The following is a 25630-nucleotide window of genomic DNA, read 5'->3' as shown; positions in this document are numbered from 1 at the left end:
TTAACCCAGGCTACGACAAAACCCAAGGGAACCGCGCGGCCGATTGGGAATTTTGGCATATGGCAGCAATGAAGAAGACGGCCGACGCGGTTGCGCCCGAAGGAGAGGACGCCCAATGACCGAGAGCTTTCGCAAAGGAGCGAGGGTCAAATGGAACTGGGGGCAAGGCGTCGGCCGGGGAAGAGTTGCCGAGCGGTTCGATCGCCAGGTCGAACGCGACATCGAGGGCGCGTTGATCCGGCGCAACGGGTCGAGCCGCAACCCCGCCTATCTGGTTCAGACGGACAGCGGTGGCGAAGTGCTGAAACTGGCATCGGAACTCAGCCGCGCATAAACCCGCCGCTCAGCGGCCATGGCGCTTGAGCTGCGGTCGTGCCATGGGAGCCGTATGACCAGCGGCTGCATGACGATCGAGGCGATACTGACGGGCACGCCCGTGCCCTTTCGCGAGGGCGATTATAGCGCCATCGCAAAGAAACCGGTCAGCGGCCCCGTACGTGTCGGCTGGTCGGGGCTGGAGGGCGATGCCGTCGCCGACAAGGTGCATCATGGCGGCTGGGACAAGGCGATACACCTCTATCCACAGGATCATTATGGCTGGTGGCGGGATCGCAAACCCGGCCACGTCCTGCTCGATGCGCCGGGAGCCTTCGGCGAAAACATCGCCTCCCGCGGCATGACGGAGGAGGATATCTGCCTTGGGGATCGCTTCACGCTGGGGAGCGCGATCGTGGAGGTAAGCCATGGCCGGCAGCCGTGTTGGAAACTGGATCATCGCTTCGGCGCGCGGGACGTGATGGCTGCGATCGTCAAGTCGGCGCGCTGCGGCATCTATTTCCGGGTGATCCGGGAGGGAGAGGCTGAAGCCGGGACGCCCATGACCTTGACGGCGCGGCCGCTTCCCCAATGGCCGATCGCGCGGGTTTTCCGCCTGCTGATCGGCGGCAGGCACAAGACGGAGCCGGAGGCGGTACGGGCACTGGCGGCCATGCCGGTGCTGGCCGAAGCCTGGCGGGACCGCGCGAGAAAATTAGCCTAGGATAAGCTTTCTTCTCGCGCCACTGGCGCTGCGGCAGGGCGCTTCCTATAGCTGGTCCATGGCATCGACCGAAAAGAAGAAGAAATCCGTGAAGGTACGGCCCGCCGGCTTCCCTTCGCGCGAACAGGTGGTGGACTTCATCACCTCGTCCGACCAGCCCGCGGGCAAGCGCGAAATCGCAAAGGCTTTCGGGCTCAAGGGGCAGGAGAAGATCGCGCTCAAGGCGCTGCTGAAGGACATGGCGGATGAGGGGCTGCTCGACATCGGCCCCGCCCGCGCCTTCCACAAAATGGGCGGCGTGCCCAAGGTGACGGTGCTGCGGATCGTCGATGTCGATGATACGACGCTGATCGCCACCCCCGAGCGATGGGAGGCCGAAGGCCAGCCCGCGCCGCGCCTGCGGGTGATGGAACGCGGCAAGCGGGGCGCGCTGACCATCGGCGACCGCATCCTTGCGCGGACCGAGGAAGCGGGGCGCGGCTGGGTCGCGCACCCGATGAAGAAGCTCGCCAAGGCGAGCGAGGAATTGCTGGGCGTTGTAGAGGAGGGCGAGGGCGGCAAGCTCTGGCTGCGCCCGGTCGACAAGCGCATCCGGCGCGACACGCCTATCTCCGACGCCGGTTCGGCGAAGAAGGGCGACCTGGTGCTGGCCGAACCGGTGGGACGGCCGCCGCGCATTTCAGCGCGGGTGACGGACATATTGGGCGATCCCTTCGCTCCGCGCAGCTTCAGTCTGATTGCGATCCACAAGCACGGCATTCCGCACGTCTTTTCAGAGCAAGTGGAGGAGGAGGCGGTCATCGCTTCTCAAATCGCGCTGCATGAAGACAAGCGAGAGGACTTGCGGCACCTGCCCATCGTCGCGATCGACCCGGTGGACGCGCGTGACCATGACGACGCTGTATGGGCAGCGGCGGACGATGATCCGGACAATGCGGGCGGATACAAAGCGATCGTCGCCATCGCTGACGTCAGCTACTATGTGCGGCCGGGCAGTGCGCTCGACAGGGAGGCGAGGAAGCGCGGCAACAGCGTCTATTTTCCCGATCTGGTCGTGCCGATGCTGCCGCACCAGCTGTCGTCGGACATCTGTTCACTGCGCGCCGGGGAAGACCGGGCGGCGATGGCCTGCCATCTGGTTGTGGACAAGAATGGGAAGGTCAAGAATTGGCACTTTTCGCGCGCGGTGATCCGGATCGCGGCTGTGCTTGCCTATGAGGATGCGCAGGCGGCGATCGATGGGACCGCGCCGCTTCCCGACACGGGGGGAGCGTTGCTGGAGACGGCGCTGAGGCCGCTCTGGGCCTGTTGGGCGCTCCTTCGCAAGGCGCGGGAGAAGCGGGAGCCGCTGGCGCTGGAACTGCCAGAGCGGCGAGTTGTGCTGGACGAATGGGGCAAGATCGTCAGCGTTGCCGTGCGCGAACGGCTGGACGCACATATGCTGATCGAAGATTACATGATCGCGGCCAATGTCGCGGCAGCCAAGGCGCTGGAAGCGAAAAAGGCGCCGGTCATGTACCGCGACCATGAGCCGCCCAGCCGCGAGAAGTTGGTGGCGCTGAAGGAATATCTGGCTACCTTCGACATCGAGTTTGCGCTGGGACAGGTGGTGAAGCCCTCCACCTTCAATCGGCTGATCGAGCGGGTCGGCCAGGCGGCGGAAAAGCAGCAGATCATGGAACAGGTGCTGCGCACGCAGACGCAGGCCTATTATGCGCCCGCCAATATGGGGCATTTCGGCCTGTCGCTCGGCTCCTATGCCCATTTCACGTCACCGATCCGGCGCTATGCGGACCTGCTGGTGCATCGGGCGCTGGTGGGCGCCTATGGACTGGAGCTGCCTGCGCCCAAGGGCGGCGTCATTCCGGATCGCTCGTCCCTCAGCGCCGAGGATTATGAAAATATGGCGCGTATCGGCGAGATGATCAGCCAGCATGAGCGACGCGCGATGGAGGCGGAGCGCGAGACGATCGACCGCTATGTCGCAGCCTTCCTGGCATCGCATGTCGGCGAGCTTGTCGAGGCGCGGATCACCGGGGTGCAGAGCTTCGGCTTCTTCGCGACGGTCGAAGGGCTTGGCGGCGATGGGCTGGTGCCGGTATCGACGCTGGGCGACGAACGCTTCTATTTCGATGAGGCGGGCCGCGCGCTGGAGGGTGTCGAGAGCGGTGACCGCTTCACCGTTGGCCAGCGATTGCAGTTGCGGCTGGCCGAGGCTGACCCGATCAATGGCGTGCTGAGGTTCGAGCTGCCCGACGCCCTGCCGCAGCGGCCAAGCTTCAAGAAGGACCGGGTGCGACCGGGCATCAAACGCGGGCGGCCGACCAACATCCGGCATATCGGATCGAAGCGCGGGAAGCATCGAGGTAGATAAATGACGCCATGGGCTCCTGCGGAGGCAGGAGCCCGATCCTACCGCTTCAACCAGGCTCCTGCCTCCGCAGGAGCAGCTAGTTCAGCAACGATCAGCCCGATCAACTCAGCCGATCGATCGTGTCCGCGTCCAGGCCGCCGGGAATGATCATGATCGGGCAGGGCAGCTTTCCGGCGTCGGCCCCGGCGAAGTGGGAAACAAGCGCGCCCGGAGGACCGCTCGCGGCGGCGCCAAGGACGAGCGCGGCGACGTCGGTCATCTCCTCCAGCGTGCGTCGAACCACCGTCACGGGATCACCCTGACGAACCGTGATGCTGGGCCGGATGCCGGATTCATCGGTCAGCGTCCCGGCGGCACTGGTCACCAGCGCTTCCGCACGCTGCAGGGCCTCATCCTCCATGGTCGCCTGTACGCCGCCCCATTGAACGAACTCGGCCGGTGCGATGAGGGCGAGGATGCGGATGGCGCCACCCGTTTTGGCGGCACGCCGGGCCGCGAAGCGGAGCGCTGTCTCCGCCTCCGCCGATTCGTCCACCACAACCAGATAAGTGCGCATCGTCCGATGTCTCTCCAATCTCGAAGTCACCGCTACCGGTGCAAGACAAGAACCTATTTGGTTCTTGTCTAACCCCTCCGGTGAAATGTGGTCGAATTATCGACGGCGTGCAAGGCTCGGCCTTGACCGGTGCCGGTAAAGCGGTGAAACCGCACGGATCGCCCCGACGCTTCATAATCAATGAGAGGCCCTCCAGCCATGAGCAAGACGATCCAGATGCCGGCCCTGTCTCCTACCATGGAAGAGGGGACTCTGGCAAAATGGCTGGTTAAGGAAGGGGACAGCGTCTCGTCCGGCGATCTTCTGGCGGAGATCGAGACGGACAAGGCCACGATGGAATTCGAAGCCGTCGACGAGGGGGTCGTTGCCAAGATCCTGATTGCCGAAGGGTCGGAAGGCGTGAAGGTCGGCACGGTCATCGCCATCATCGCGGAAGAAGGCGAGGATGTATCAGAGGTGGCAAAGGGGGGGGCTTCCGCACCCAAGGCGGATGCTCCGGCGCCAAAGGCCGATCCCGTCCCTGCGAAGGCGGAAGCCGCGCCTGCTCCTGCGCTCCAGGTGGAGGCAGCGCCCGCTCCGACCACTTCGGAGCGCGTGAAGGCAAGCCCGCTGGCACGCCGGCTGGCGGAGGCCAAGGGTGTCGACCTTGCAGCCGTGTCAGGCTCTGGCCCGGGCGGGCGTATTGTGAAGGCGGACCTTGAAGGCGCTGCACCTACTGCGAAAGCGAAGGCTGCGACCGCTACACCTGCGACTGCCCCTGCCGCCTCGACTGCTGCTGCAGCGCCCGCCGCAGCCCCTGGCGCCGCGCAGGATTTCGGCATTCCGCACGAAGTCGTGAAGCTGTCGAGCATGCGCAAGACGATCGCTCGCCGCCTGACGGAATCGAAGCAGCAGGTGCCGCATATCTATCTGACGGTGGACGTGCGCCTCGACAAGCTGCTGAAGCTGCGGGGCGAACTGAACGCGGGACTTGCTGGCCGGAACGTCAAGCTGTCCGTCAACGATCTGCTCATCAAGGCGCTTGGCGTCGCGCTGGTTCAGGTGCCCGAATGCAACGTGCAGTTTGCCGGCGATCAGATGCTGCAGTTCAGGCGCGCCGATATCTCCGTGGCAGTGTCGATCCCCGGCGGGCTTATCACGCCCATCGTGACGGGAGCGGACGGCAAGGGCGTCGCGGCCATCTCCACCGAGATGAAGGACCTTGCGACCCGCGCCAAGGAAGGCAAGCTGAAGCCTGAAGAATATCAGGGCGGCACGGCGTCGCTTTCGAACATGGGCATGTTCGGCATCAAGCAGTTCGAAGCAGTCATCAATCCGCCGCAGGCCATGATCATGGCGATAGGCGCGGGCGAAAAGCGTCCCTTCGTCATCGATGACGCGCTGCAGATCGCGACGGTCATGTCGGCTACGGGCAGCTTCGATCATCGTGCGATCGACGGTGCAGACGGCGCGCGCCTGATGCAGGCGTTCAGGGAACTGGTCGAAAATCCGCTCGGCATGCTCGCCTGATGGCTGGGACGGAGGAGCTTCCGCCGGATGAAAGCCCGGCGGTCCGCGTCATCGCGATGCCCGCCGACACCAACCCTTATGGCGATATTTTCGGTGGTTGGCTGATGAGCCTGATGGACTCCGCGGCCGGTTCGGTCGCGGCACGCCACAGCAAGGGCAGAGCCGTCACCATCGCGGTGGAGGGCATGGCCTTTCTTCGCCCGGTGGTGGTGGGGGACGAGGTGTCGGTCTTCGCTACGCTGAAGTCCGTAGGCCGCACGTCGATGAAGATCGATGTCGAAGCATGGCGGCGGACGCGTCATGACGATCGGTCCTATCGCGTGACGCAGGCGACCTTTACCTTCGTGGCGATCGGCGAGGATCGCCAGCCCCGTTCCGTGCCGCCCTTCACTCCACCGGCGGCATGACACCTGTCTTCCTGCACAGAAGAAAGTTTGACCATGGCTGAGAATTACGACGTCATCGTTCTGGGCTCCGGCCCCGGCGGCTATGTGGCCGCGATCCGCGCTGCTCAACTGGGCCTCAAGACCGCCATTGTCGAGCGCGAGAATCTGGGTGGCATCTGCCTCAACTGGGGCTGCATCCCGACCAAGGCGCTGCTGCGTTCGGCGGAAATCTACCATTATATGCAGCATGCCAAGGATTATGGCCTGGCGGCTGAAAAGATCAGCGCCGACATCGACGCCGTGGTGAAGCGGTCGCGCGGCGTCGCTTCGCAGCTCAACAAGGGCGTTACCGGCCTTATGAAGAAGAACAAGATCGCCGTGCACATGGGCGACGGGAAGCTGACCGGGAAGGGCAAGCTGAGCGTTACCCAGGACGGCAAGACGGAAGAACTGACCGCCAAGCATATCATCATCGCGACCGGCGCCCGCGCCCGCGACCTGCCGCAGCTCAAGGCCGACGGCAAGCGCGTGTGGACCTATCGCCATGCGATGACGCCTTCGGAAATGCCGACCAAGCTGCTGGTCATCGGTTCCGGCGCCATCGGTATCGAGTTCGCCAGCTTCTACAACGACATGGGCGCCGACGTGACCGTCGTGGAGATGCTGGACCGCATCGTGCCGGTCGAGGACGCGGATGTGTCCGCTTTCCTTGAAAAGGCGCTGAAGAAGCAGGGCATGAACATCCTGAGCGGCGCCAAGATCGAAAAGATCGCCGCCACTGACAAGAGCGTGACCGCCACCATCAGGGACAAGGATGGGAAGGCGATCGACAGCGAATATAGCCATGTGATCGTCGCCATCGGGATCGTTCCCAATGTCGAGAATATCGGGCTGGAGGATGTGGGTGTCGAACCCGACCAGCGCTCCCACATCAAGGTCGACGGCTATTGCCGCACCAACGTGGAAGGAATCTGGGCGATCGGTGACGTCACGGGCCCGCCCTGGCTTGCGCATAAGGCGAGCCATGAGGGTGTTATCGCTGCAGAGAGCATCGCACAGGCGCTGGGCAACAAGGATGTTCATCCGCACCCGATGGACGTGCGGAACATTCCGGGCTGCACCTATTGCCACCCGCAGATCGCCAGCGTCGGCCTGACCGAGGCCAAGGCCAAGGAAGCCGGTTATGAGGTGAAGGTCGGGACTTTCCCCTTTATCGGCAATGGCAAGGCGATCGCGCTGGGCGAAGCGGAAGGGTTCACCAAGACGGTGTTCGACGCCAAGACCGGCGAATTGCTGGGCGCGCATATGATCGGCGCGGAAGTGACGGAAATGATCCAGGGCTTCACAGTGGGCAAGACGCTGGAGACGACGGAGGCGGAATTGATGCACACGGTCTTCCCGCACCCGACCATTTCCGAATCGATGCATGAGAGCGTGCTGGCAGCCTATGGCCGCGCGCTCCACATCTGATCGGCCGAGCTGGAAAGGCGGTGCGGGGGCATTCGTCCTCGCGCTGCTGCTCATTCTCGTGATAGCGCTCTTCCAGCGTTATGGCTGGCTTGACGCGCTCAATCTCGGCGCAATGCGAGCTGCCGGGCGGGCGCGGGATAGCGGCTTTGGCACGGTGGTGACGCTGGTGATGCAGGCCGCCTCGCTAATCGGGAGCACTGCCGGTCGATTGCTGCTTCTGGCGCTTGCAGCGGGTGCGCTCTGGTGGAGACGAGGTCGTGATCGGGCGCTTTGGCTGGCGGCCACCGTGATCGCCGGCATGCTACTGAATGTTGCACTGAAACAAGTCTTCGCTGCGCCCCGGCCCGACCTGCTGCCGCATCTGGATATCGTCCATACCTACAGCTTCCCGAGCGGGCACGCGGCTGGGAACATGATTTTTTTCGGCGCAGTGGCAATGCTCGCCCTGCGCCGGAGCGCTTATGCAGGGGCGGCGGTCATTATCGCCCTTATCGGTTTCAGCCGGATCTGGCTCGGCGTTCACTGGCCGAGCGATGTGCTGGCGGGGTGGATCGAAGGGCTGGGCTGGCTGGCGCTCTGCCGCGTCTGGCTACCAGCGGGGCGAGGGCAAGAGGAGCGCGCGCAGCAGGCTGTGGTGCGGCGGCATGCCGTCAGCGGTGACGAAGCCGTGCACCCAGAAGCTGTCGAACGCGCTCGCCCCACTGGTCAGGAGCAGGATTAGGGCTGCGCTGGCGAAGATCAGCTGCGTATGCCGCACAGGTCGGGTCGGCATGAACCCGATCAGCGCCAGCGGAAGAAGCGGCAGGAAGTAACGCCCCTGCGTCCCTTGGATATAGTCGGCGCCCAGCGGTGTTCCGGTCAGATACATGGCGGTCTCGATCAGCAAAGCCGTGCCGCCGACGATCGCCAGCCACCAGAGCCGCTGTGCCATGGAGAAGGTTGACCCCGCCCCGCTCAGAATGGCAGCGCCCAGCATCAGCAGGGCGAGAGGATAGGCGAGCAGCGGAAGCAGGATCGCGTTCCATCCGAACCTCCCCACAATCTGAAGTGCATAGACCGGCGCGCGTTCGGCTATGCTGGAGGCGACGATGCGCAGATAGGCGGCGGGATCTTGCATGATGACGGCGAGTTGCGCCGCGAGCGGAGCGGTCATCTCCATCTGCCCGGTCTTGCGCGAGACGATGTGGTAGAGCGCCTGGTTGCCGCCCGACAATTTCATCCATAGCAGGAAGATGACCGCTCCCAGCGCCATGGCGGCAAGGATATGCCATGGGCGCATGTCGCGCTTTGCCGCCGGCCAGCGAAGCCCTGCGGCCATCAGCGGCAGATAGACGCCCTTAGCCAAAGCGAGCAGGGGGGCTGCCAGATACAGGGCTGCCCGGTCCAAGCCTTTCCGCGGCGTGAAGCCGACCCGCAGCGCAAGGGCGAGGCCGAGAAAGCCGATGCCGTTGATGACCGCGTCGGGCGAGAGCGATCCGCTCTGATAGGCGAATGTCGGCAACAGCGCCGCCGCCAGTAGGGCGTTGCGTCCGAACGGGATCAGTCGCAACGCCGCGAATAGCATGGCGAGCGCGGCCAGCGCATTCACCAGCCGGCCCGCATAAAATGCGCCAAGTCGCGGCAGCCCGAGCATGTCGCCCAGTTTCAGGCCGAGCGCTCCGGGAGCGTAGAGCGTCGGCGAATAGTTGGCGACATTGGGAAAGTCCGCGAACTCCCTGGCTAGCCGCTGGGGGTCGGCATGCCACGCCCGGGAAAGCATTGCCGGTTCGGATGTACGCGGTGCCAATGACATGCCGGTCGGGAAGTCGATGGCATGCAGGTCCAGCGCGGCTTTGGGCAATTCTGCCCCGATCATATCGCCGCGCGCCTCCGTCAGCACGCGCCCTTCCGACAGTAAAAGCGCCTTCATGAAATGCTGATTTTCGTCGGGCGCCTGGAAGGGCGGAGTGACGCAGGCGAAGAACAGCGTCGCCGCGCAGATGGCAGCGAACAGCAACCGTTCCAGCCTCAGCCTTGCTCTTTTGTCATGCCGCATCGATGGTCCGCTTCCCTTGTTGCGGTCGCGTTATCGGTTAGCCCTTAATATTTCGCCGCTATTTCGGCATCATGAGCAGCCCGCGGCTGGTGCAATGATCGCCTCTTCCCTTGTTTCGCAGGCATTTGCCCATATGGTGGCGCGATAATCACCAACGGGGGCGCAAGCATTTATGACCGACATCGGCAAGGGTCCGGCAAACTGGCTGGATGCGGTCAAACCGTATGTGGAAAGGGCGCCGCTCGCCGCGCTTTTCCTTGGCATCTCATCGGGCTTTCCCTTTGCGATGATCGGCGCGAACCTGTCCTCCCGGCTGGCGCAGGACGGGATCGACAAGAAGAGTGTCACGGCCTTCAGCCTGGTCCTGCTCGCCTATAATTTCAAATGGCTGTGGGCCTGGGTGATCGAGGGGGTTAAGCTGCCCCTGCTGCACCGCATGGGTCAGCGCGTGTCCTGGATGCTGCTGGCTGGCGCGCTGGTGGTGGCGGCGGTCGTCAACCTGGCGCTTGTCGACCCGGCGGCCGACATCATGGCGACCGTGCGCGCAGCGATACTGCTGGGGATCGCGGGCGCGACCTTCGACATCATCATCGATGGCTATCGCATCGAGATTTTACGCCCCGAGCAACTGGGTATCGGCGCTGGCATGTCGCAATATGGCTGGCGGATCGGCGCGGCGGCGGCGGGCGCTGTGGGGCTGGTGGCGGCGCAGCACTGGAACTGGACCGTCGGCTATCTGGTCTGCGCGCTCTTCGCCCTGCCGGCGATGCTGGCCGCCCTGATCGTGGGCGAGCCGGAACGCCACCGGGAGATTGCGACCCGTAGGAGTGGTGGCGATCTGTGGCAGGCGATCATCGGGCCCTTTGTTGACTTCTTCAAGCGCAAGGGTGCGCTGCTGGTGCTGCTTTTCATCATCGTCCACAAGATCGGTGACACGCTGGCGAACCTGACCTTCCGCCTGTTGTTCAATGACCTGGGCTACAGCAATGACGAGATCGCGCTGTATGACGTGGGCGTCGGGTTCTGGGCGCTGCTGGCGGGTATTTTCGTGGGCGGCGTTCTCTATGCGCGGCTCGGCCTGAAACGTTCGGTGCTCATCAGCCTCATCCTGATGGCGGTTTCCAACTTCAGCTTCGCGATGCTGGCAGCGATGGGGAAAAGCAATATCGGCATGGCCGGGGCGATCGCGTTCGAGAATTTCGCGAGCGGGATCGGCGGCGTGGCGGTGGTCGCCTATTTCTCCGCCTTGTGCGACCTGCGCTTCACCGCCGCGCAATATGCGATGATCTCGGCTGCGGCGAGCATATTGGGACGCTTCCTGACCGGCACGACCGCCGGGGCGCTGATCGAGCGGTTCGGCTACGTCGATTTTTACCTGGTGACGACGGTGCTGGCGCTGCCAGGCATCATCCTTTTCTGGCTGATGATGCGTGCCGGGCTGGTCGACACCAGCGTCGGCAGCGCAGCGAGGGACGAGGGTGCGGCTCAGCCAGCCGAATAGAGGTCCAGTGGACGACCGAGGTCGCTGTGCGCCTGCGCCACCGCCTGCAAGCAAGTGAGCGCACCTAGAGCGTCCTCATTGCCGAGCAGCGCCGAAACATTCTCGAAGGCCGTGCGGGGGTTGCGCAATGCTCCGCCGACCGCCTGCATCATCAGCGCCTCGTCGCTCGTCATGCGCGAGCAGCAGCATGGCGCGATGAGGATCTTCCGGCTGGAAGTGCGGGCCAGTTCCAGCATCATCGCCCGCATCAACACCAGCGGACGGCGATAGCTGCGGCCGAACGCGCCCAGCATGGCGTTCGCCGCATGCGCATCGTTGACGCCCGCGCTTGCCATGCGGCGCATGACATAAAGGAACAGCCGGTTGCCATAGCCGCCCGGAATGAGGCGGGCCGGGTCGAGGGAAGAGAGCTCTCCATGGGCCATGCGTTCGTACCTTTGCCTTGCTTCGTTGCAGGCAAGTTACGCTATTGAGAGTCAATCGCAAGTAAATTCAATCGGGCAGTTGCTCGTTCAGTCGCAGAATCTCTCCGCACAGGTAGAGCGATCCTGCAATCAGCAGCTTGGGCGCGGGGTGGGGCTCCGCCGCTATGGCAGCGATCGCCGCCGGCGCATCCTCATGAGCGGTGCAGGGGATGCCCCACAGGTCGGCGATGGCCTGGAACCGTTCGGGCGGGTGATGATCGTGACCGGGAACGGGCAGCGCATGAATATTCGCGATCCGCCCTGCAAAGGGGACGAGATAGGCGTCGAGATCCTTGTTCGACAACATGCCGATGATGAGCTGAAGCTTCTGACCCTCCATCCGCTCTTGCGTGAAGAAGGCCGCGATGGCTTCGCCTGCGCCCGCATTATGCCCGCCGTCCAGCCAGGCTTCGCTCTCCGGCGGCAAGGGCGCGAGCAGCGGGCCATGGTCAAGCCGTTGCAAACGGGCCGGCCAGTGAGCCCACAAAGGGGCCGCCTTAAGCGCGGCTTCGCTCACCGGAATGACATTCTGATGCCGCAACATGGCGAAGGCGAGCGCGGCATTATGGACCTGATGTGCGCCGGGCAGCCGGGGCAGCGGAGCTTCCAGTCGGCCCTGCTCATCGCGATAATGGAGCCGGTCGCGATAGGCGGCGGCATCCCAGCTTTCGCCCATCGCCAGCCACAGCGTGCGGGCACGGCCGGCGGCGTCGATCATCACCGGGAACAGCGATTCGGAATAGCGCTGGGTGACGAGCGGCGCGCCCGGCTTGGCGATGCCGGCTTTCTCAGCGGCGATGGCCTTGAGGGTACTGCCAAGGAAGCTTTGATGATCGAGGCTGAGCTGCGCGATGCCACACACCGCGGGCGCCTGGATTACGTTGGTTGCATCGAGCCGGCCACCCAGCCCTACCTCGATGATCGCGGCATCGGCGGGATGTTCGGAGAAGGCGAGGAAGGCGGCGGCCGTTGTCACTTCGAAGAAGCTGGCGCCGATACCCTCCGCCACGTCCAGCACGCGGGAGAGGTAGTCGGCCAGCGCTTCGTCAGAGATCAGCGTCCCGTTCAGGCGGATCCGCTCGTTGAAACGGACGAGATGCGGCGACGTGAAGACATGGACGCTCTTGCCATCCGCTTCGAGCGCGGCGCGCAGGAAGGCGCAGGTCGACCCCTTTCCGTTGGTGCCGGCGACGTGAAACACCGGCGGGAGCGCGCGATGCGGGTTACCAAGCCGATCGAGCAGACGGGTGATGCGATCGAGGCCCAATATGTCTGCGCCGGGCGAGAGTGTCGCCAGGCGATCCAACTGGGCCTGCACGGCGGGATCGTCGGAGACGGCATGATCGGGCATCGAAGGCTTCCCGCGAGAAGATCAGGCGGCGGCGCGCGGCGTCAGATAGCCGATGACGCGGGCAAGCGTGTCGCGCAGTTCGCTGCGATGGACCACCATGTCCAGCATGCCATGCTCCAGCAGATATTCGGCGCGCTGGAAGCCGTCGGGCAGCTTCTCGCGGATCGTGCTTTCGATCACCCGCTGGCCGGCGAAACCAATGAGAGCGTTGGGTTCGGCGATCTGGATGTCGCCCAGCATGGCATAGCTGGCCGTGACGCCGCCGGTCGTCGGATCGGTGAGCACCACGATATAGGGCAGCCCCGCCGCATGCAGTTTGCTGATCGCCACGGTCGAGCGCGGCATTTGCATGAGGGAGAGGATACCCTCCTGCATGCGTGCGCCGCCGGCAGCGGTAAAGATCACATAGGGGCATTTATGGGCAATCGCCTCGTTCACGCCCTGGATGAAGGCGGCGCCCACACCCATGCCCATGGACCCACCCATATAGGCGAAGTTCTGCACACCCAGGACGAGCGGCACGTCATCGATCGCGCCGCGCGCGTTGATCAGCGCGTCCTGGTCTCCGGTCGCGGCGCGCGCCGCCTTAATGCGGTCGGGATAGCGTTTGGAATCGCGGAATTTGAGCGGATCTTCCTGCACATGCGGTGTCGGCAGCAGGATGAAGCCGGCGTCGAGTATCTGCTCGAATCGCTCCGACGGACCGATGCGGCCGTGATGATCGCAGCGCGGGCAGACGGAGAGATTATCTTCCCATTCCTTGATGAAGATCATCTCGGTGCAGGATGGGCATTTATGCCACAGCGTCTCGGCGGTGCTTTCCCTCTTGGCGATGAAGGGGATGGCGTTGCGGACGCGGTTGATCCAACTCATGCAGCAGTTTCCCGGAAATGAGGGCTGTTGGCGTTGAGGGCGCTGCGCAGGGCGGCGACGAATTCCTTGACGAAGGGCGCGGCTGCGTCACCGTGCGACCCGATGATGTCCACGATTGCCGATCCGACGACTACGCCGTCAGCGACGCGCCCGATGGCGCCTGCCTGTTCCGCGGAGCGAACGCCGAAGCCAACGGCGATGGGCAGTTCTGTTGCTTTTTTGAGGGCGCCGACCGCCTGTTCGATCGCGGCCTGGCTGGCCTGCTGCTTGCCGGTAATGCCGGCGACGGCGACCTGATAGAGGAAGCCGCTGGCGCCGCTGAGGACGGCCGGCAGGCGGGCGGCGTCGGTTGTCGGTGTGGCAAGGCGAATGAGGTGGATACCGGCCCCGCGCAGCGCTGGACCGATTTCCGCGTCCTCCTCCGGTGGGACATCGACGCAGATGACACCATCGACGCCTGCGGCCTTGCACTGATCGGCGAACCAGTCGGAGCCGCGCACCAGCATCGGATTGGCATAGCCCATCAGGACCAGCGGCGTGTCTGGGTGACGCTGGCGAAAAGCGGCCGAGAGGGCGAAGATGTCTTTCGTCTTCGTGCCCGAACCAAGGCTGCGCAGGTTCGCAAGCTCGATCGCCGGGCCGTCCGCCATCGGATCGGTGAAGGGCATGCCGAGTTCGATGATATCCGCACCGCCTTCGACCAGCGCGTCGAGGATTGCGGGCGTGTCGGCCACGGTGGGATCGCCTGCGGTCACGAAGGTGATCAGAGCAGCGCGGCCCTGTGACTTGCAAGTGGCAAAGCGGGCGGAGAGGCGGTCAGTCATTGGCAATTCCAGAGCGGGCTGCTCCTGCATAGGCAGGAGCACGGGGTGTGGTGAGCGAGATCACATCTCCACTCCCAGCGCGCTCGCGACGGTGAAGATGTCCTTGTCGCCACGACCGGAAAGATTGACGATCAGGATCTGGTCAGCGTCCAGCGTCGGTGCGACCTTCTCCGCGCTGGCGATGGCATGGGCCGATTCAAGCGCGGGGATGATACCCTCCAGCGCCGATAGCTTCTGGAAGCTGGCCAGCGCCTCATCGTCGGTGATTGGCATATATTGGACGCGGCCGATTTCATGCAGCCAGCTATGTTCCGGACCGATGCCGGGATAGTCGAGCCCAGCCGAAATGCTGTGTGCCTCGGTAATCTGGCCGTCCTCGTCCTGAAGCAGATAGGTGCGGTTGCCGTGGAGGATGCCGGACTTGCCACCCGCCAGGCTCGCGGCATGCTTGCCCTCCAGCCCTTCGCCCGCCGCTTCCACGCCGATCATCTTGACGTCGGTGTCGTCCAGGAAGGGGTGGAACAGGCCGATCGCATTGGAGCCGCCGCCGACCGGCGCGATCAGCATGTCGGGCAGGCGGCCTTCCAGCTCCAGGATCTGCTCGCGCGCTTCCTTGCCGATGATCGACTGGAAGTCGCGGACCAGTTCTGGATAGGGGTGCGGGCCTGCCGCGGTGCCGATGATGTAGAAAGTGTCGTGCACGTTCGACACCCAATGGCGCAGGGCATCGTTCATCGCGTCCTTGAGCGTTTGCGAACCCGATACGACCGGGATCACCTCCGCGCCGAGCAGCTTCATGCGGAAGACGTTGGGCTTCTGCCGCTCCACGTCCTTCGCGCCCATGAAAATCTTGCATTCCATGCCGAACAGGGCGGCGACCGTTGCGGTGGCGACGCCGTGCTGGCCAGCGCCGGTTTCGGCGATGACCTTCTTCTTGCCCATGCGACGGGCGAGCAGCGCCTGACCAATGCAATTGTTGATCTTGTGCGCGCCGGTGTGGTTGAGTTCCTCGCGCTTCAGGTAAATCTTGGCACCCTTGCCTTCGGGAGCATCGGCACGAAGGGCTTCGGTCAGCCGCTCGGCATAATAGAGCGGATTGGGGCGGCCGACATAGGAGCGCAGCAGTTCGGCAAACTCGGCATCGAAGGCCGGATCCTGCTTCGCTTCCTTATAGACCTTCTCCAGCTCCAGGATGAGCGGCATCAGGGTTTCGGCGACATAGCGGCCGCCGAATGCGCCGAAATGGCCAGAGGCGTCGGGCTGCGAACGCAGGCTGTTGGGCAGGGTGATGGTGTCGGGCATGGCTGGTATCTCGTCAGGCTGTCTGGTCACTTCGCGGATGGAGAAGTGATCAACGCCATCGGCCCGCGATACGTTCAGTGGGGAATGTCCGCCTCATGACGACGCCGCATTGCAGAAGGCCATGATCTTGTCCACACTCTTGATGCCGGGCGCGCTTTCGACACCGGAAGAAACATCGACCATGGGCGCTCCAGTAACGCGGATCGCCTCCGCCACATTGTCGATGCCGAGGCCTCCGGACAGGCCCCAGGGCATAGAGATGGGAAGCCCGCGCAACAGCGTCCAGTCGAAGCGCAGGCCCATGCCCCCGGGCAGGGCGGCGCCCTCCGGTGTCTTGGCGTCGAAGAGGAGGAGATCGGCCGCGCCGCCATAGGCTCTGGCCGCCTCGATATCGGCCCGGGTTTTGACAGAAATAGCTTTCCAGACGGGCAGATCGAAGCGCTGGCGAATGGCGGCGGCGCGTTCGGGAGACTCCTTGCCGTGGAGTTGGAGCGCGGTAAGAGAGCCGGCCGCGGTCAGGTCACTCAGCGTCTCGTCGGTCGGGTCCACCAGCACCGCGACCCGTTCGACATGGGAAGGGACTGCGGCGCACAGGGAGCCCAGCTGCTCTGCTTCTATGTGGCGCGGGCTTTTGGCGAAGTGGACGAAGCCCAGATGCGACGCGCCGGCTCGCACGGCGGCGCCCACAGTGTCCGGCGTCGAGAGGCCGCAGATTTTGATGGCGAGTCGGGACATGGTCGCCCTTTAGCGGGTGTCGGGCTCACATAGAACCGTCGTTTTGAACCGACGGAAGGAGGGTTACACGGTCAGGTCCATGTCGTGCAGCGCCAACCATTGGTCGGCATGATCGATGCAGGCCTTACCGAGAAATGCATCGACCTGATCCATGATCTCGTCGTCGGTGAGTTGCGTAGGGTCGAGCGGCGGGTGCCAGTGAACACGGAAGTGCGGTCCTTCGCTGCGGACCATGTAGAAGGGCAGGAATTTCGCGCCGACCTTGCGCCCGAGGCGAAGTGCTACGGAGAGGTTGCCTGAAGGCGGCAAATCCCGGCCGAAGCGGGGAAAGCAGACCTGCCGGTCGCGGCGCTCGTCCAGCAAAATGTAGAGCGTGGCGCGATCTTTGGTCGTCAGATGCTTCAGGATGCCGCGCGCTGCGCCGTCCCCGGTGATCGCCTCGCCCATATAGCTCGACCGGGCGCGCTTGAGCATGGCAGCCTGGGCGGGATTTTCCGGCGGGTCGTAGACGCCGAGGCCGGGGCGATCCGTGGACGCCTTGATATGTGCGGCGAGCAGGTCCCAATTGCCGACATGAACGGCGAGCGCGATCATCGGACCGGGGCCGTCCAGGACCTGTTGATAGCCGGCCGCGTCCTCCACCATGATGTGGTTGTTTTCGATCAGGCGATCGATGTTGGTGAGTTCGGCCATGGTGCGGCCGAGATTGAACCAGCGGCGCGTGAGCAGGGCTTCGCTCGCGGCCTTATCCAGATCGGGGCGAAGGATGGCGAGATTGGCGCGGGCGCGCTGGTCGCGCAATCTCATGTTCCGCCGCGCGATATTCGCGGATAGCCAGCCGCCCAACCAGGAGGCAAGGCTCGCGGGAAGGAGGCGCAGGAGCGTGAAGAGAAAGGGGTTGGAGAGCATCGCGGCTGCCGTCATACAGCAGCGGTCGGGGTGGTAAAGGGCTTGGATTTGCGATGAGTTTCGCTTTTGCGCTGTGGCTGCTGTTGCAGGGGCTGAGCCTGGCTGGCGTGCTGAATTACTGGCGGCACCTGCCGGTGGATCGGCAGGAGGAAGCGCCCGAAGGCGTGGTCGTGCTGCTCTCGGTGCGGGATGATTGGGACGGCGGTGCGGAACTGATCGTGCGGTTGAGGGCGCAGACGGCGCGGTTTCGACTGATGATCGCCACTTCGGGCGCGTGTGATGCGGCGGAGGCTCTGGCAACCCGAGAGGGGAAGTGGGTGCAACTCGTTCGCGCAGGCGTGGCGGACGATGAGGGGCAAAAGGTTCACAAGCTGCGGGCGGCTCTGCGTGCGCTGCGGGCGGAGGATCGCTACCTTGTGTTCGTGGACGCGGATATCAAGCCGCCGGCACGGCTGGTGGGGCGGATGCTCTTTCCTCTGGTGCGGGGGAAGGCGGATATCGTGACGGGCTATCGTCTGTTGCTGCCGGAGGCGAACTGGCAAGCGGCGCTGGTGGGGGCGGTGGAGATGCAACTGGCGACTTTGCCGAGGGCGGCGAGTGCGACCATGCCCTGGGGGGGCGCGATGGCGTTGACGCGGGAGGTGGCCGAGCGGCTTGATCTGGATGCGGCTCTGGCGGGGCGCTTGTCGGATGATATGGCGATTGGCCTTTCCGGCTGGCGGGCAAAGCTGCGCTTGCGGCCGGTGCGGGATTTGCTGGTCGCGACGCCTCTGGAGGGTCGCGGGGCCTTCGGCTTTGGGGTGCGGCAATATCGGCACATCATGACGAACAGCGTGGGGATGTGGCTGATCGCGTGTGTCGTTGTGGGGGCGCAGGCCTTGGGCTGGACCTGGGCGCTTGGCTGGGGTGGCTGGAGGGCCGTGGCTTTGGGCTATGCGGCGGCCGTGGGGCGGGCGCTGGTGCGGCGGCGGATCATCACGGGCGTGGTGGACCCGGGGCAGGTTCGCGCGGCGAGAAGGTCGCTCTGGTGGGATGTGCTGGCGCCCTTTGCGGTGTGCTGGGCACATTGGGGGATGCAGTTGGCGGCGGCTGCGTCGCGGCGGATTAGCTGGGGTGGATATGATTATTGGGTGAAGGGTGGGAAGGTCGTGCGGATGGTGAAGGTCAGATGATCGATTTTCAGCCATTTTCCGCCGAAGTTCACACCATATGCGCGCGCGAGCGCGGGCGCGCGTAGGCGTCGTGGGAAGCGGTTCAACATTTCAAAGACCGCGCCGGGATAGACGGGGCAGCGGGATGTAGGACAGGGCGAAATGCAGTTGTAGGACGCTTTTTGTGCCGCGCGTGGCGAGAAGGCGACAAGTGGCCTTCAGCGATGCGAACAGTGGTGGCCGTTGTTTTCTTGCTAGCATGCCTAAGCGGCCATTAGCTGCCATTGCCCGGCCATCGGCCCGGGCTCGACCCAGCGTCCCGCTTATCTTCATAATCTGCCGCCCCCAAGAAGCGGGACCCCGGAGCAGGTCCGGGGTGACGGAGTAGGAAGTGTCGGCTCACCACCCACCATCGCCATGCCCACTTTCGCGGAATGACGAGCGGGCGGCTGAGGTGAGTGCTTCAGTCCAAACGAACGGAGGTTAGAACCCCGCCGGGAACAGATGCTTGCCCTGCTGATCGACCCGCAGGACGACCTTGCCCGCCACCGCGCTTAGGGGAAGGTCGCCATATAAGTGCGGGAACAGCGCGCCGCCGCGTGACTCTTCCCACTTCACCGTCTCGCCGAAGGGGGCGAGGTCGACCATGACCATCACCAGATTGTCCTGACCCGCGAAATGCTTGGCGGCGGTTTCGGCGGCCTGCTCGCGGGTGGACAGGTGGATATAGCCGTCGGCAAGATCGACGGGCGCGCCCTTGAACGTGCCGTGGCGCTTCAGCTGGTCATACTGATCCCTGGTCAGGATCTTGTAGGCGAAGAGGTCCGTCACTCTTCGGTCAGGTCCGGGTCGGCTTCCGGGCTGACGTCGGGCAGGACTTCCATGCCAGCGGGGGTGCTGACTTCGGTTTCCTCGTCGGTTTCCTCAATCTTCGCGGCGCTGACGACATGTTCGTCATCGGACACGTTGAACAGGCGCACGCCCGCCGAACTGCGGCCGATGACGCGCAGGGAGTCGAGGCCCATGCGGATCAGCTTGGCCTGATCGGTCACGAGCATCAGATGATCGCCATGGCGCGCAGGGAAGCTGGCGACGACCGGGCCGTTGCGGCCGATATTGTCGATGTTGGTGATGCCCTGGCCACCGCGTCCGGTGCGGCGATAGTCATAGGCGGAGGACAGTTTCCCATAGCCGTTGGTGCAGACGGTCAGGATGAACTGTTCCTTCGCCGCCAGTTCAGCGAAGCGCTCCTCGCTCATCTGCGGCGATCCTTCCTTTTCCGGTTTCCAGGGAGCAAAGCGCAGATAGTCGTCACGCTCCTCCTGATTGGCGCCGGAGCGGGTGAGGATGGACAGCGAGATCACCTCGTCATCCTTCTTCAGCGTCATGCCGCGCACGCCGGTCGCGGTGCGGCTCTGGAATTCGCGCACGTCTTTCGCCTGGAAGCGGATGGCCTTGCCCTGTCGGGTGGCGAGGAGAACGTCATCCTCTTCGGAGAGCAGCGCGACGCCGATCAGCCGGTCCTCACTCCCCTCGTCGAAGCGCATGGCGAGCTTGCCGTTGCTGGGGACATTGGCGAAGGCGTCCATGCTGTTGCGGCGGACCGTGCCGTTCGCGGTCGCGAACATGACATGCAGGTCCTTCCAGCTATCCTCATCCTCGGGCAGCGGCAGGACGGTCTGGATCGTCTCGCCCGGGCTGAGCGGCAGCAGGTTGACCATCGGACGACCGCGCGTCGCCGGACCGCCTTCGGGCAGGCGCCAGACCTTGAGGCGATAGACCTTGCCCGCCGTCGAGAAGAACAGGACCGGCGTATGGGTCGACGTCACGAACAGTTCTGTGATGGCGTCCTCATCCTTGGTCGCCATGCCGGATCGGCCCTTGCCGCCGCGCGCCTGGGCGCGGAAGCTTTCAAGCGGGGTGCGCTTGATATAGCCCTGCACGGTGACGGTGACGACCATCTCCTCGCGTTCGATCAGGTCTTCGTCATCGATGCCGTCGGCGGCGGCGGTGATTTCGGAGAGGCGCGGGGTGGCGAAGTCGCGCTCGATCGCTTCGAACTCCTCGCGCATCACGGCGTAGAGCTTCAACCGGTCGCCGAGGATGGCGAGATATTCGGCGATGGCGGCGGCGAGTTCAGCCAGTTCATTGCCGATTTCGTCGCGGCCGAGCGCGGTTAGGCGGTGCAGGCGCAGGTCGAGGATTGCGCGCACCTGCGTGTCGGACAGGCGATAGGTCTCTCCGCCGGCTTCCGTCTCAATGGCTTCGACGAGCTTCAGGTAAGGCGCGATCTCCGCCACCGGCCAGTCGCGGGCGAGCAGCGTCTCTCGCGCTTCGGCGGGGCTGGCCGAACCGCGGATGATACGGACGACTTCATCGAGGTTCGTGACCGCGATGACGAGGCCCAGCAAGATGTGCGCCCGGTCGCGGGCCTTGTTGAGCTCATACTTGGTGCGACGGGTAATGACCTCTTCACGGAAGCGGACGAACGCTTCGATGATGTCGCGGATGTTGAGCAGTTCGGGGCGCCCGCCGCGAATGGCGAGCATGTTCGCCGGGAAGCTCGATTGCGCGGGCGTGTTGCGCCACAGCTGGTTGAGCACGACCTCGGGCGTGGCGTCGCGCTTCAGGTCCATGACGATGCGCACGCCCTCCCGGCTCGATTCGTCGCGGATGTCGCTGATGCCTTCGATCCGCTTGTCCTTGGCGGCTTCGGCGATCTTTTCGACCAGGCCGTTCTTGCCGACCTGATAGGGAATGGCGGTCAGAACGATGGAACGGCGGTCGCCACGGCTCTCCTCTATCTCATGCCGGGCGCGCATGATGATCGAGCCGCGGCCGGTATGATAGGCGCTGCGCGCGCCCGACTGGCCCAGGATCAGCGGCGCGGTCGGGAAGTCGGGGCCGGGAACGATCTGGATCAGTTCGTCCACGGTGATGCCGGTGTTGTCGATATAGGCGAGGCAGGCGCGGATCACTTCGCCGAGATTGTGCGGCGGAATGTTGGTCGCCATGCCGACCGCGATGCCGCCCGCGCCGTTGACCAGCAGGTTGGGGAAGCGGGCGGGCAGGACCTGCGGCTCGCTTTCGGAACCGTCATAGTTGGGCTGGAAATCGACGGTATCCTTGTCGAGATCGTCCAGCAGCGCGTTGGTCACCTTGGCAAGCCGCGCTTCGGTGTAACGCATGGCCGCCGGCGGATCGGGGTCCATCGAACCGAAGTTCCCCTGACCGTCGATCAGCGGCACGCGCATCGACCAGTCCTGTGTCATGCGCGCCAAGGCGTCATAGATCGCGCTGTCGCCATGCGGGTGATATTTACCGATCACGTCACCGACGATGCGCGCCGACTTGCGATAGGGCTTGTTGTAGGTGAAGCCCGATTCATGGGCGGAAAAGAGAATGCGGCGGTGCACCGGCTTCAACCCGTCGCGCACGTCGGGCAGGGCGCGGGCGACGATAACCGACATGGCATAGTCGAGATAGCTCGCCTTCATCTCCTCGACGATGGAGATGGGGCTGATGTCCGAAGGGTCGGCGAGGGCAGTCTCGTCGGTCAATGCGATTCTCTTTTTGGATGGATGTATTGTGTCGCCGCACCACTAGCGGAGCGAAACAAATCTGTCACCCCTCGCGCGCGCACGCGCGCTCGCGATAGCCAAGCTGCAAGAAAGGGCTGACAGGCGGGGAACTGGTGCATATACGCTGTTCAAACCTTATTCACGCGTCGACCCCTAATCGGCGTCAAACAAAGGCCGCCTGTCCCCCGGGCGCAGAGGAGAAGATGAACATGCGTTTTGTTACCCCAGTAGCGCTCGCGCTGACTCTTGCGCTGACCGGCGGCGCCTTGTCGGCCCCGGCGTTCGCGGCCAAGAAGGAAGAGAAGAAGGGCGGCGCGCCCAAGCTCAACGTGTCGCCGGACGTGCTCAAGGCGCTCCAGACCGCGCAGACGGCAGCGGGCAAGAATGACTTTGCGAGTGCTAAGGCCGCGCTGGCCGACGCGGACAGCAAGGCGAAGTCGAACGACGACAAATATCAGATCGGCGCGATCAAGCTGAACACCTCCATCTCGTCCAAGGACGCGGCTTTGCAGAGCGAAGCGCTGACCCAGATGCTCGATAGCGGGCTGACGCCGCCCGAACAGGCTGGCCAGTTCAACGCCATTGCCGCCGATCAGGCGTTGCAGGCGAAAAATTACGACCTGGCGATTTCCCGCGCCAAGGCTGCGGCTGCTGCAGGCTATAAGGCCGACGCGGTCAATGTGACCCTGGCACAGGCCTATTTCGGCAAGGCTGGCACTGCCAACGCCTCGGTCGAACCGCAACGGAGCCTCAACCAGCAGGGCCTGGCGGCGCTGAAGGCTGCGATCGATGCGAACAAGGCGGCCGGTGGTCAGGTGCCGGCGCAATGGTATCAGATCGGCGTCGGCCGCGCGGCGCAGGCGAAGCTGCCGGAAGTCACCGAATGGGCCAAGGACGCCTATCAGGCAGCGCCGAGCGGCGAAAATCTGCGGACGCTGATCCGCCTGTTCCAGCAGGCCAATCCGAATATCTCCAACCGCGAAAATCTCGATGTGCTGCGCCTGATGGCGGTGTCGGGCGGTCTGGTGGTCGCTGGCGACTATCTGGAATATGCGGAAATGGCGTCCAAGACCGGCATCTATGGCGAAGTGAAGACCGCGATCGATTCCGGGCGGAGCAAGGGCGTGCTGAGCGCCAGCCAGGGCGGCGAAATCTATCAGACGGCCGTTCCGAAGATTTCGGGCGACAAGAGCAGCCTCGCTTCGGCTGAGGCGGATGCCCGCAAGGCGGCAAATGGCAAGATCGCGGCAGCAACGGCCGACGCCTATCTCGGCTATGGCGACTATGCCAAGGCGGCCGCGATGTTCGAGCTCGCCAGGCAGAAGGGCGGCGTGGATGCGGATGAGGTATCGACGCGCATGGGCATAGCCAAGGCCCTGGCCGGCGATACCGCCGCTGCCAAGACGGCGTTCCAGTCGGTCCAGGCCGGTTCGCGCAAGAAGATCGCTGACCTCTGGCTGGCCTATCTCGCTACCAAGGCCTGACGCAAAGGCCTGAGGGGCGCGCCGCTGATGGGAGCGGCGCGTCTTTTTTTCTATTTTCCAGACGGACAAGCGACAGGGGGTGGCTGCAATGGCCAGGCTGCGGAATTCACGTTACATCTACGGTGCGCTGCTTGCAGCGGGCATGGCACTCGCCACCACGGCTGCCGAAGCTAAGAAGCCTGTGCCTGCCGGGCCGCCGATCCAGATGTCGGACAGCTTCCGCGCCGCGGCTCAGGCAGCCGACACCGCGATTAAGGCCGGTGATGCCTCGACCGCGCAGGGGCAGATTTCCGGCTTGATGCCGGCGAGCGACTTCGAGGTCTATGTTGCCGCAGGACTGCGGTTCGAACTGGCCGTGCTGAAGGGCGACCGTCAGGCCCAGCGCGCGGCGCTCAACGACATGTTCAAGAGCGCCTCGGTGCCGAAGGGGGACATGCCGCGGCTGCGCTACACGGCGGGCTATCTGTCCTATGTCGTCGGCAATAATGATGATGCCGTCGCCCAGCTGGATTATGCCAAGACGCTTGGCTACGACCCGATCGAAGCGACGATGCTGCGCGCGGATATCCAACTGCGCCGGAACAAGCCCAAGGAAGCGCGCGTCTTCGTGCAGCAGGCGCTCGAACGGCAGCGGGCCGCGGGCCAGTCGATCCCGGCGTCTTGGTATGATCGGGCGATTTCCATGGCTTATCAGGCTGGTGACTGGACCGAACTTGGCGCGCTCTATCGCGAACGGCTGACCCATTATAATTCAGCCGGTGAATGGCGGTCGGCGCTCGCCAATTATCTGACCGCTCCGGGAATCGACGCGCAGGTTCAACTCGATCTCTATCGTCTGCAGGCGGCCAACGGGGCCATGGCGAGCGAGCGGGACTATCAGGCCTATGCCCAACTGGCGGAGAAGACCGGCTATAGTGCGGAGGCCAAGGCGATCGTCGAAGCTGGCCGTACGGCGGGCAAGCTGACTCCGACGCAGGCCGCCACGGTGCAGGTGATGAAGAGCGCGACCCCGAAGGCGGCGAAGGAAATCGCGGGCCTGCCTGCTGCGGTGAAAAAGGCCGCTGCGGCCAAGGACGGTTCTGCCGCGCTCTCCGCGGGCGATGTTTATTTCTCGCTCGGTCAATATCCGCAGGCGGCGGAGCAATATCGGCTCGCGCTCAGCAAGGGCGGCGTGGACCAGGGCAGGGCAAACGCTCGCTTGGGTGTGGCGCTCGCGCGCTCGGGCGACCTGGCTGGCGCGAAGGCAGCTTTGGCGCAAGTGACGTCCGGCAATTGGGCGAATGTCGCTGGCTTCTGGTCGGTCTGGGTCGATCAGCAGAGCCGCAAGACGGCGGCGGCGCCGAGCGTGCCTTCAGCCGGTTGAAATCGGGGTCGTAAATCCTCCCCATGCTCGTCATGGGGAGGAATGAAGGCTGATTTGCGCCAAGAGCCGCCTACCGGCATTTGGCAACTCAAACCGGCAGCGGGACGCCCGGCAGATTCTTCGATGAGCGAATGGTCAGCGATGTCTTGACGCTCACCACATTGGGCGCCGGCGTCAGCTTGGACGTCAGGAACTGCTGAAAGCTCTGCAAGTCGCGCGCCACGACCTTCAGAATGAAGTCGATCTCGCCGTTCAGCATATAGCATTCCCGGACTTCCGGCAGCGTGGCGATATGATCCTCGAAGGCCTTGAGGTCCGCCTCCGCCTGGCTCTTGAGGCTCACCATGGCGAATACCGTTATGGTGTAGCCGAGCATGGCGGGGTTCACGACCGCATGATAGGAACTGATCGCGCCGCTTTCCTCCAGAGCACGGACGCGGCGCAGACAGGGTGGCGCCGTCAGGCCGACCTTTCGCGCCAGTTCGACGTTGGTCATCCGCCCGTCGTCTTGCAATTCGCCGAGGATTTGAAGGTCGATATCATCGATACTGGGACCAGCCATTGTCCTGCTTATTTCCTGTCCTGTTAACAGGCGGTTATCATAATAAAATTTCATGCCAATGCAATTGTCCCACTATGCGACGTTCGCAAAAGTACCCTTTTGCTCCCCTTTTCCTTTTACGTTTGAGCGATTATCCCTGTGCTATGACATCGCTCGCTGGC

General features: G+C 64.1%; 22 protein-coding genes and 1 pseudogene. 11 read left to right on the top strand and 12 right to left on the bottom strand.

The window, feature by feature from the left end; translation table 11 throughout:
• Positions 1-115 precede the first annotated feature (115 nt).
• The 3 genes from L858_RS0111205 to rnr are packed head-to-tail and all read left to right on the top strand — an operon-like array spanning position 116 to position 3413.
• Entirely contained in the window at positions 116-334 is a 219-nt protein-coding gene (locus L858_RS0111205; RefSeq protein WP_022683245.1) for a hypervirulence associated TUDOR domain-containing protein, read from the top strand.
• 54 nt (positions 335-388) lie between these two features.
• Entirely contained in the window at positions 389-1039 is a 651-nt protein-coding gene (locus tag L858_RS0111200; protein WP_022683244.1) for an MOSC domain-containing protein, read from the top strand.
• A 58-nt stretch (positions 1040-1097) separates the two neighbouring features.
• Complete coding sequence (gene rnr, locus L858_RS0111195; protein ID WP_022683243.1) at positions 1098-3413, top strand: ribonuclease R; 2316 nt, start codon at positions 1098-1100, stop codon at positions 3411-3413.
• A gap of 100 nt (positions 3414-3513) precedes the next feature.
• On the opposite strand, the gene L858_RS0111190 is transcribed toward rnr, so the two are convergent.
• Positions 3514-3969 (bottom strand): universal stress protein, encoded by a 456-nt coding sequence (locus L858_RS0111190; RefSeq protein ID WP_022683242.1) that lies wholly within the window; start codon positions 3967-3969, stop codon positions 3514-3516.
• 198 nt (positions 3970-4167) lie between these two features.
• Here L858_RS0111190 and L858_RS0111185 point away from each other — a divergent pair, with 198 nt between their 5' ends.
• The 4 genes and pseudogenes from L858_RS0111185 to L858_RS22490 form a co-directional block, all read left to right on the top strand.
• A complete protein-coding gene (locus tag L858_RS0111185; protein WP_022683241.1) occupies positions 4168-5478 on the top strand; it encodes a pyruvate dehydrogenase complex dihydrolipoamide acetyltransferase in 1311 nt (436 codons plus the stop codon).
• Entirely contained in the window at positions 5478-5885 is a 408-nt protein-coding gene (locus L858_RS0111180; protein ID WP_022683240.1) for an acyl-CoA thioesterase, read from the top strand. Before L858_RS0111185 ends, L858_RS0111180 begins: the two co-directional genes overlap by 1 nt.
• A 33-nt stretch (positions 5886-5918) precedes the next feature.
• The gene (gene lpdA, locus L858_RS0111175; RefSeq protein WP_022683239.1) at positions 5919-7334 is read left to right on the top strand and encodes a dihydrolipoyl dehydrogenase; all 1416 of its coding nucleotides are present in this window, start codon (positions 5919-5921) and stop codon (positions 7332-7334) included.
• Positions 7291-7869 (top strand): annotated as a pseudogene (locus tag L858_RS22490) (phosphatase PAP2 family protein); the annotation flags it as partial. The gene lpdA and the pseudogene L858_RS22490, both read left to right, overlap by 44 nt.
• 54 nt (positions 7870-7923) lie before the next feature.
• Here L858_RS22490 and L858_RS22250 read toward each other — a convergent pair.
• A complete protein-coding gene (locus tag L858_RS22250; RefSeq protein ID WP_028056036.1) occupies positions 7924-9369 on the bottom strand; it encodes a DUF2142 domain-containing protein in 1446 nt (481 codons plus the stop codon).
• 172 nt (positions 9370-9541) lie between these two features.
• Between L858_RS22250 and L858_RS0111165 the strand changes: the two genes are divergently transcribed.
• Positions 9542-10870 carry an AmpG family muropeptide MFS transporter gene (locus L858_RS0111165; RefSeq protein WP_022683236.1) on the top strand — a complete coding sequence of 443 codons (1329 nt, stop codon included), beginning with the start codon at positions 9542-9544 and terminating at the stop codon, positions 10868-10870.
• Here L858_RS0111165 and L858_RS0111160 read toward each other — a convergent pair.
• The 7 genes from L858_RS0111160 to L858_RS0111130 all read right to left on the bottom strand — a co-directional run bounded on the left by L858_RS0111160 (position 10855) and on the right by L858_RS0111130 (position 17328).
• Positions 10855-11295, bottom strand: coding sequence for a DUF6628 family protein (locus L858_RS0111160; RefSeq protein ID WP_022683235.1), 441 nt, complete (start codon positions 11293-11295; stop codon positions 10855-10857). The two genes, L858_RS0111165 and L858_RS0111160, sit on opposite strands and share 16 nt — an antisense overlap.
• 67 nt (positions 11296-11362) lie before the next feature.
• Entirely contained in the window at positions 11363-12685 is a 1323-nt protein-coding gene (locus L858_RS0111155; protein ID WP_022683234.1) for a bifunctional folylpolyglutamate synthase/dihydrofolate synthase, read from the bottom strand.
• A gap of 21 nt (positions 12686-12706) precedes the next feature.
• On the bottom strand, positions 12707-13558 hold the full coding sequence (gene accD, locus L858_RS0111150) for an acetyl-CoA carboxylase, carboxyltransferase subunit beta (RefSeq protein ID WP_022683233.1): 852 nt from the start codon (positions 13556-13558) through the stop codon (positions 12707-12709).
• On the bottom strand, positions 13555-14382 hold the full coding sequence (gene trpA, locus L858_RS0111145) for a tryptophan synthase subunit alpha (protein WP_022683232.1): 828 nt from the start codon (positions 14380-14382) through the stop codon (positions 13555-13557). The genes accD and trpA overlap by 4 nt, the downstream gene beginning before the upstream one ends.
• Positions 14383-14442: 60 nt before the next feature.
• Positions 14443-15684, bottom strand: coding sequence for a tryptophan synthase subunit beta (gene trpB, locus L858_RS0111140; protein WP_022683231.1), 1242 nt, complete (start codon positions 15682-15684; stop codon positions 14443-14445).
• A gap of 93 nt (positions 15685-15777) precedes the next feature.
• Positions 15778-16419 (bottom strand): phosphoribosylanthranilate isomerase, encoded by a 642-nt coding sequence (locus L858_RS0111135; protein WP_022683230.1) that lies wholly within the window; start codon positions 16417-16419, stop codon positions 15778-15780.
• A 63-nt stretch (positions 16420-16482) separates the two neighbouring features.
• Positions 16483-17328, bottom strand: coding sequence for a lysophospholipid acyltransferase family protein (locus L858_RS0111130; protein ID WP_028056035.1), 846 nt, complete (start codon positions 17326-17328; stop codon positions 16483-16485).
• A gap of 53 nt (positions 17329-17381) precedes the next feature.
• Between L858_RS0111130 and L858_RS0111125 the strand changes: the two genes are divergently transcribed.
• Positions 17382-18500 carry a glycosyltransferase gene (locus L858_RS0111125; RefSeq protein ID WP_022683228.1) on the top strand — a complete coding sequence of 373 codons (1119 nt, stop codon included), beginning with the start codon at positions 17382-17384 and terminating at the stop codon, positions 18498-18500.
• A 462-nt stretch (positions 18501-18962) separates the two neighbouring features.
• Here the strand turns inward: L858_RS0111125 and L858_RS0111120 are convergent, their stop codons facing one another.
• Both L858_RS0111120 and gyrA read right to left on the bottom strand, forming a co-directional pair.
• Positions 18963-19310 (bottom strand): DUF952 domain-containing protein, encoded by a 348-nt coding sequence (locus L858_RS0111120; RefSeq protein ID WP_022683227.1) that lies wholly within the window; start codon positions 19308-19310, stop codon positions 18963-18965.
• Positions 19307-22039, bottom strand: a complete 2733-nt coding sequence (gene gyrA / locus L858_RS0111115; RefSeq protein WP_022683226.1) for a DNA gyrase subunit A — start codon at positions 22037-22039, stop codon at positions 19307-19309. The genes L858_RS0111120 and gyrA overlap by 4 nt, the downstream gene beginning before the upstream one ends.
• 224 nt (positions 22040-22263) lie before the next feature.
• Between gyrA and L858_RS0111110 the strand changes: the two genes are divergently transcribed.
• Both L858_RS0111110 and L858_RS0111105 read left to right on the top strand, forming a co-directional pair.
• Entirely contained in the window at positions 22264-23544 is a 1281-nt protein-coding gene (locus tag L858_RS0111110; protein WP_022683225.1) for a hypothetical protein, read from the top strand.
• Between the two features lie 88 nt (positions 23545-23632).
• Positions 23633-24907: a hypothetical protein gene (locus L858_RS0111105; RefSeq protein ID WP_022683224.1), complete on the top strand. Its 1275-nt coding sequence runs from the start codon at positions 23633-23635 to the stop codon at positions 24905-24907.
• Positions 24908-24995: 88 nt separating this feature from the next.
• On the opposite strand, the gene L858_RS0111100 is transcribed toward L858_RS0111105, so the two are convergent.
• Positions 24996-25469, bottom strand: a complete 474-nt coding sequence (locus L858_RS0111100) for an Lrp/AsnC family transcriptional regulator (RefSeq protein ID WP_022683223.1) — start codon at positions 25467-25469, stop codon at positions 24996-24998.
• Positions 25470-25630 lie beyond the last annotated feature (161 nt).

It is taken from the genome of Sphingobium bisphenolivorans, assembly GCF_000412635.1.
Taxonomy (GTDB): Bacteria; Pseudomonadota; Alphaproteobacteria; order Sphingomonadales; family Sphingomonadaceae; genus Sphingobium; species Sphingobium bisphenolivorans.
Note: the sequence above shows the minus strand (reverse complement) of the source record. Positions and strands in the feature narration are given on the sequence as shown.

What these genes read in the sequence shown, in the direction of transcription:
- L858_RS22250 (WP_028056036.1), bottom strand. Translation starts at nt 9,369, where the DNA reads ATGCGGCATGACAAAAGAGCAAGGCTGAGGCTGGAACGGTTGCTGTTC.
- L858_RS0111125 (WP_022683228.1), top strand. Translation starts at nt 17,382, where the DNA reads ATGAGTTTCGCTTTTGCGCTGTGGCTGCTGTTGCAGGGGCTGAGCCTG.
- L858_RS0111100 (WP_022683223.1), bottom strand. Translation starts at nt 25,469, where the DNA reads ATGGCTGGTCCCAGTATCGATGATATCGACCTTCAAATCCTCGGCGAA.
- accD (WP_022683233.1), bottom strand. Translation starts at nt 13,558, where the DNA reads ATGAGTTGGATCAACCGCGTCCGCAACGCCATCCCCTTCATCGCCAAG.
- L858_RS0111130 (WP_028056035.1), bottom strand. Translation starts at nt 17,328, where the DNA reads ATGCTCTCCAACCCCTTTCTCTTCACGCTCCTGCGCCTCCTTCCCGCG.
- L858_RS0111135 (WP_022683230.1), bottom strand. Translation starts at nt 16,419, where the DNA reads ATGTCCCGACTCGCCATCAAAATCTGCGGCCTCTCGACGCCGGACACT.
- L858_RS0111160 (WP_022683235.1), bottom strand. Translation starts at nt 11,295, where the DNA reads ATGGCCCATGGAGAGCTCTCTTCCCTCGACCCGGCCCGCCTCATTCCG.
- L858_RS0111185 (WP_022683241.1), top strand. Translation starts at nt 4,168, where the DNA reads ATGAGCAAGACGATCCAGATGCCGGCCCTGTCTCCTACCATGGAAGAG.
- L858_RS0111155 (WP_022683234.1), bottom strand. Translation starts at nt 12,685, where the DNA reads ATGCCCGATCATGCCGTCTCCGACGATCCCGCCGTGCAGGCCCAGTTG.
- L858_RS0111105 (WP_022683224.1), top strand. Translation starts at nt 23,633, where the DNA reads ATGGCCAGGCTGCGGAATTCACGTTACATCTACGGTGCGCTGCTTGCA.
- L858_RS0111200 (WP_022683244.1), top strand. Translation starts at nt 389, where the DNA reads ATGACCAGCGGCTGCATGACGATCGAGGCGATACTGACGGGCACGCCC.
- trpB (WP_022683231.1), bottom strand. Translation starts at nt 15,684, where the DNA reads ATGCCCGACACCATCACCCTGCCCAACAGCCTGCGTTCGCAGCCCGAC.
- L858_RS0111205 (WP_022683245.1), top strand. Translation starts at nt 116, where the DNA reads ATGACCGAGAGCTTTCGCAAAGGAGCGAGGGTCAAATGGAACTGGGGG.
- L858_RS0111190 (WP_022683242.1), bottom strand. Translation starts at nt 3,969, where the DNA reads ATGCGCACTTATCTGGTTGTGGTGGACGAATCGGCGGAGGCGGAGACA.
- lpdA (WP_022683239.1), top strand. Translation starts at nt 5,919, where the DNA reads ATGGCTGAGAATTACGACGTCATCGTTCTGGGCTCCGGCCCCGGCGGC.
- L858_RS0111110 (WP_022683225.1), top strand. Translation starts at nt 22,264, where the DNA reads ATGAACATGCGTTTTGTTACCCCAGTAGCGCTCGCGCTGACTCTTGCG.
- trpA (WP_022683232.1), bottom strand. Translation starts at nt 14,382, where the DNA reads ATGACTGACCGCCTCTCCGCCCGCTTTGCCACTTGCAAGTCACAGGGC.
- L858_RS0111180 (WP_022683240.1), top strand. Translation starts at nt 5,478, where the DNA reads ATGGCTGGGACGGAGGAGCTTCCGCCGGATGAAAGCCCGGCGGTCCGC.
- L858_RS0111165 (WP_022683236.1), top strand. Translation starts at nt 9,542, where the DNA reads ATGACCGACATCGGCAAGGGTCCGGCAAACTGGCTGGATGCGGTCAAA.
- rnr (WP_022683243.1), top strand. Translation starts at nt 1,098, where the DNA reads ATGGCATCGACCGAAAAGAAGAAGAAATCCGTGAAGGTACGGCCCGCC.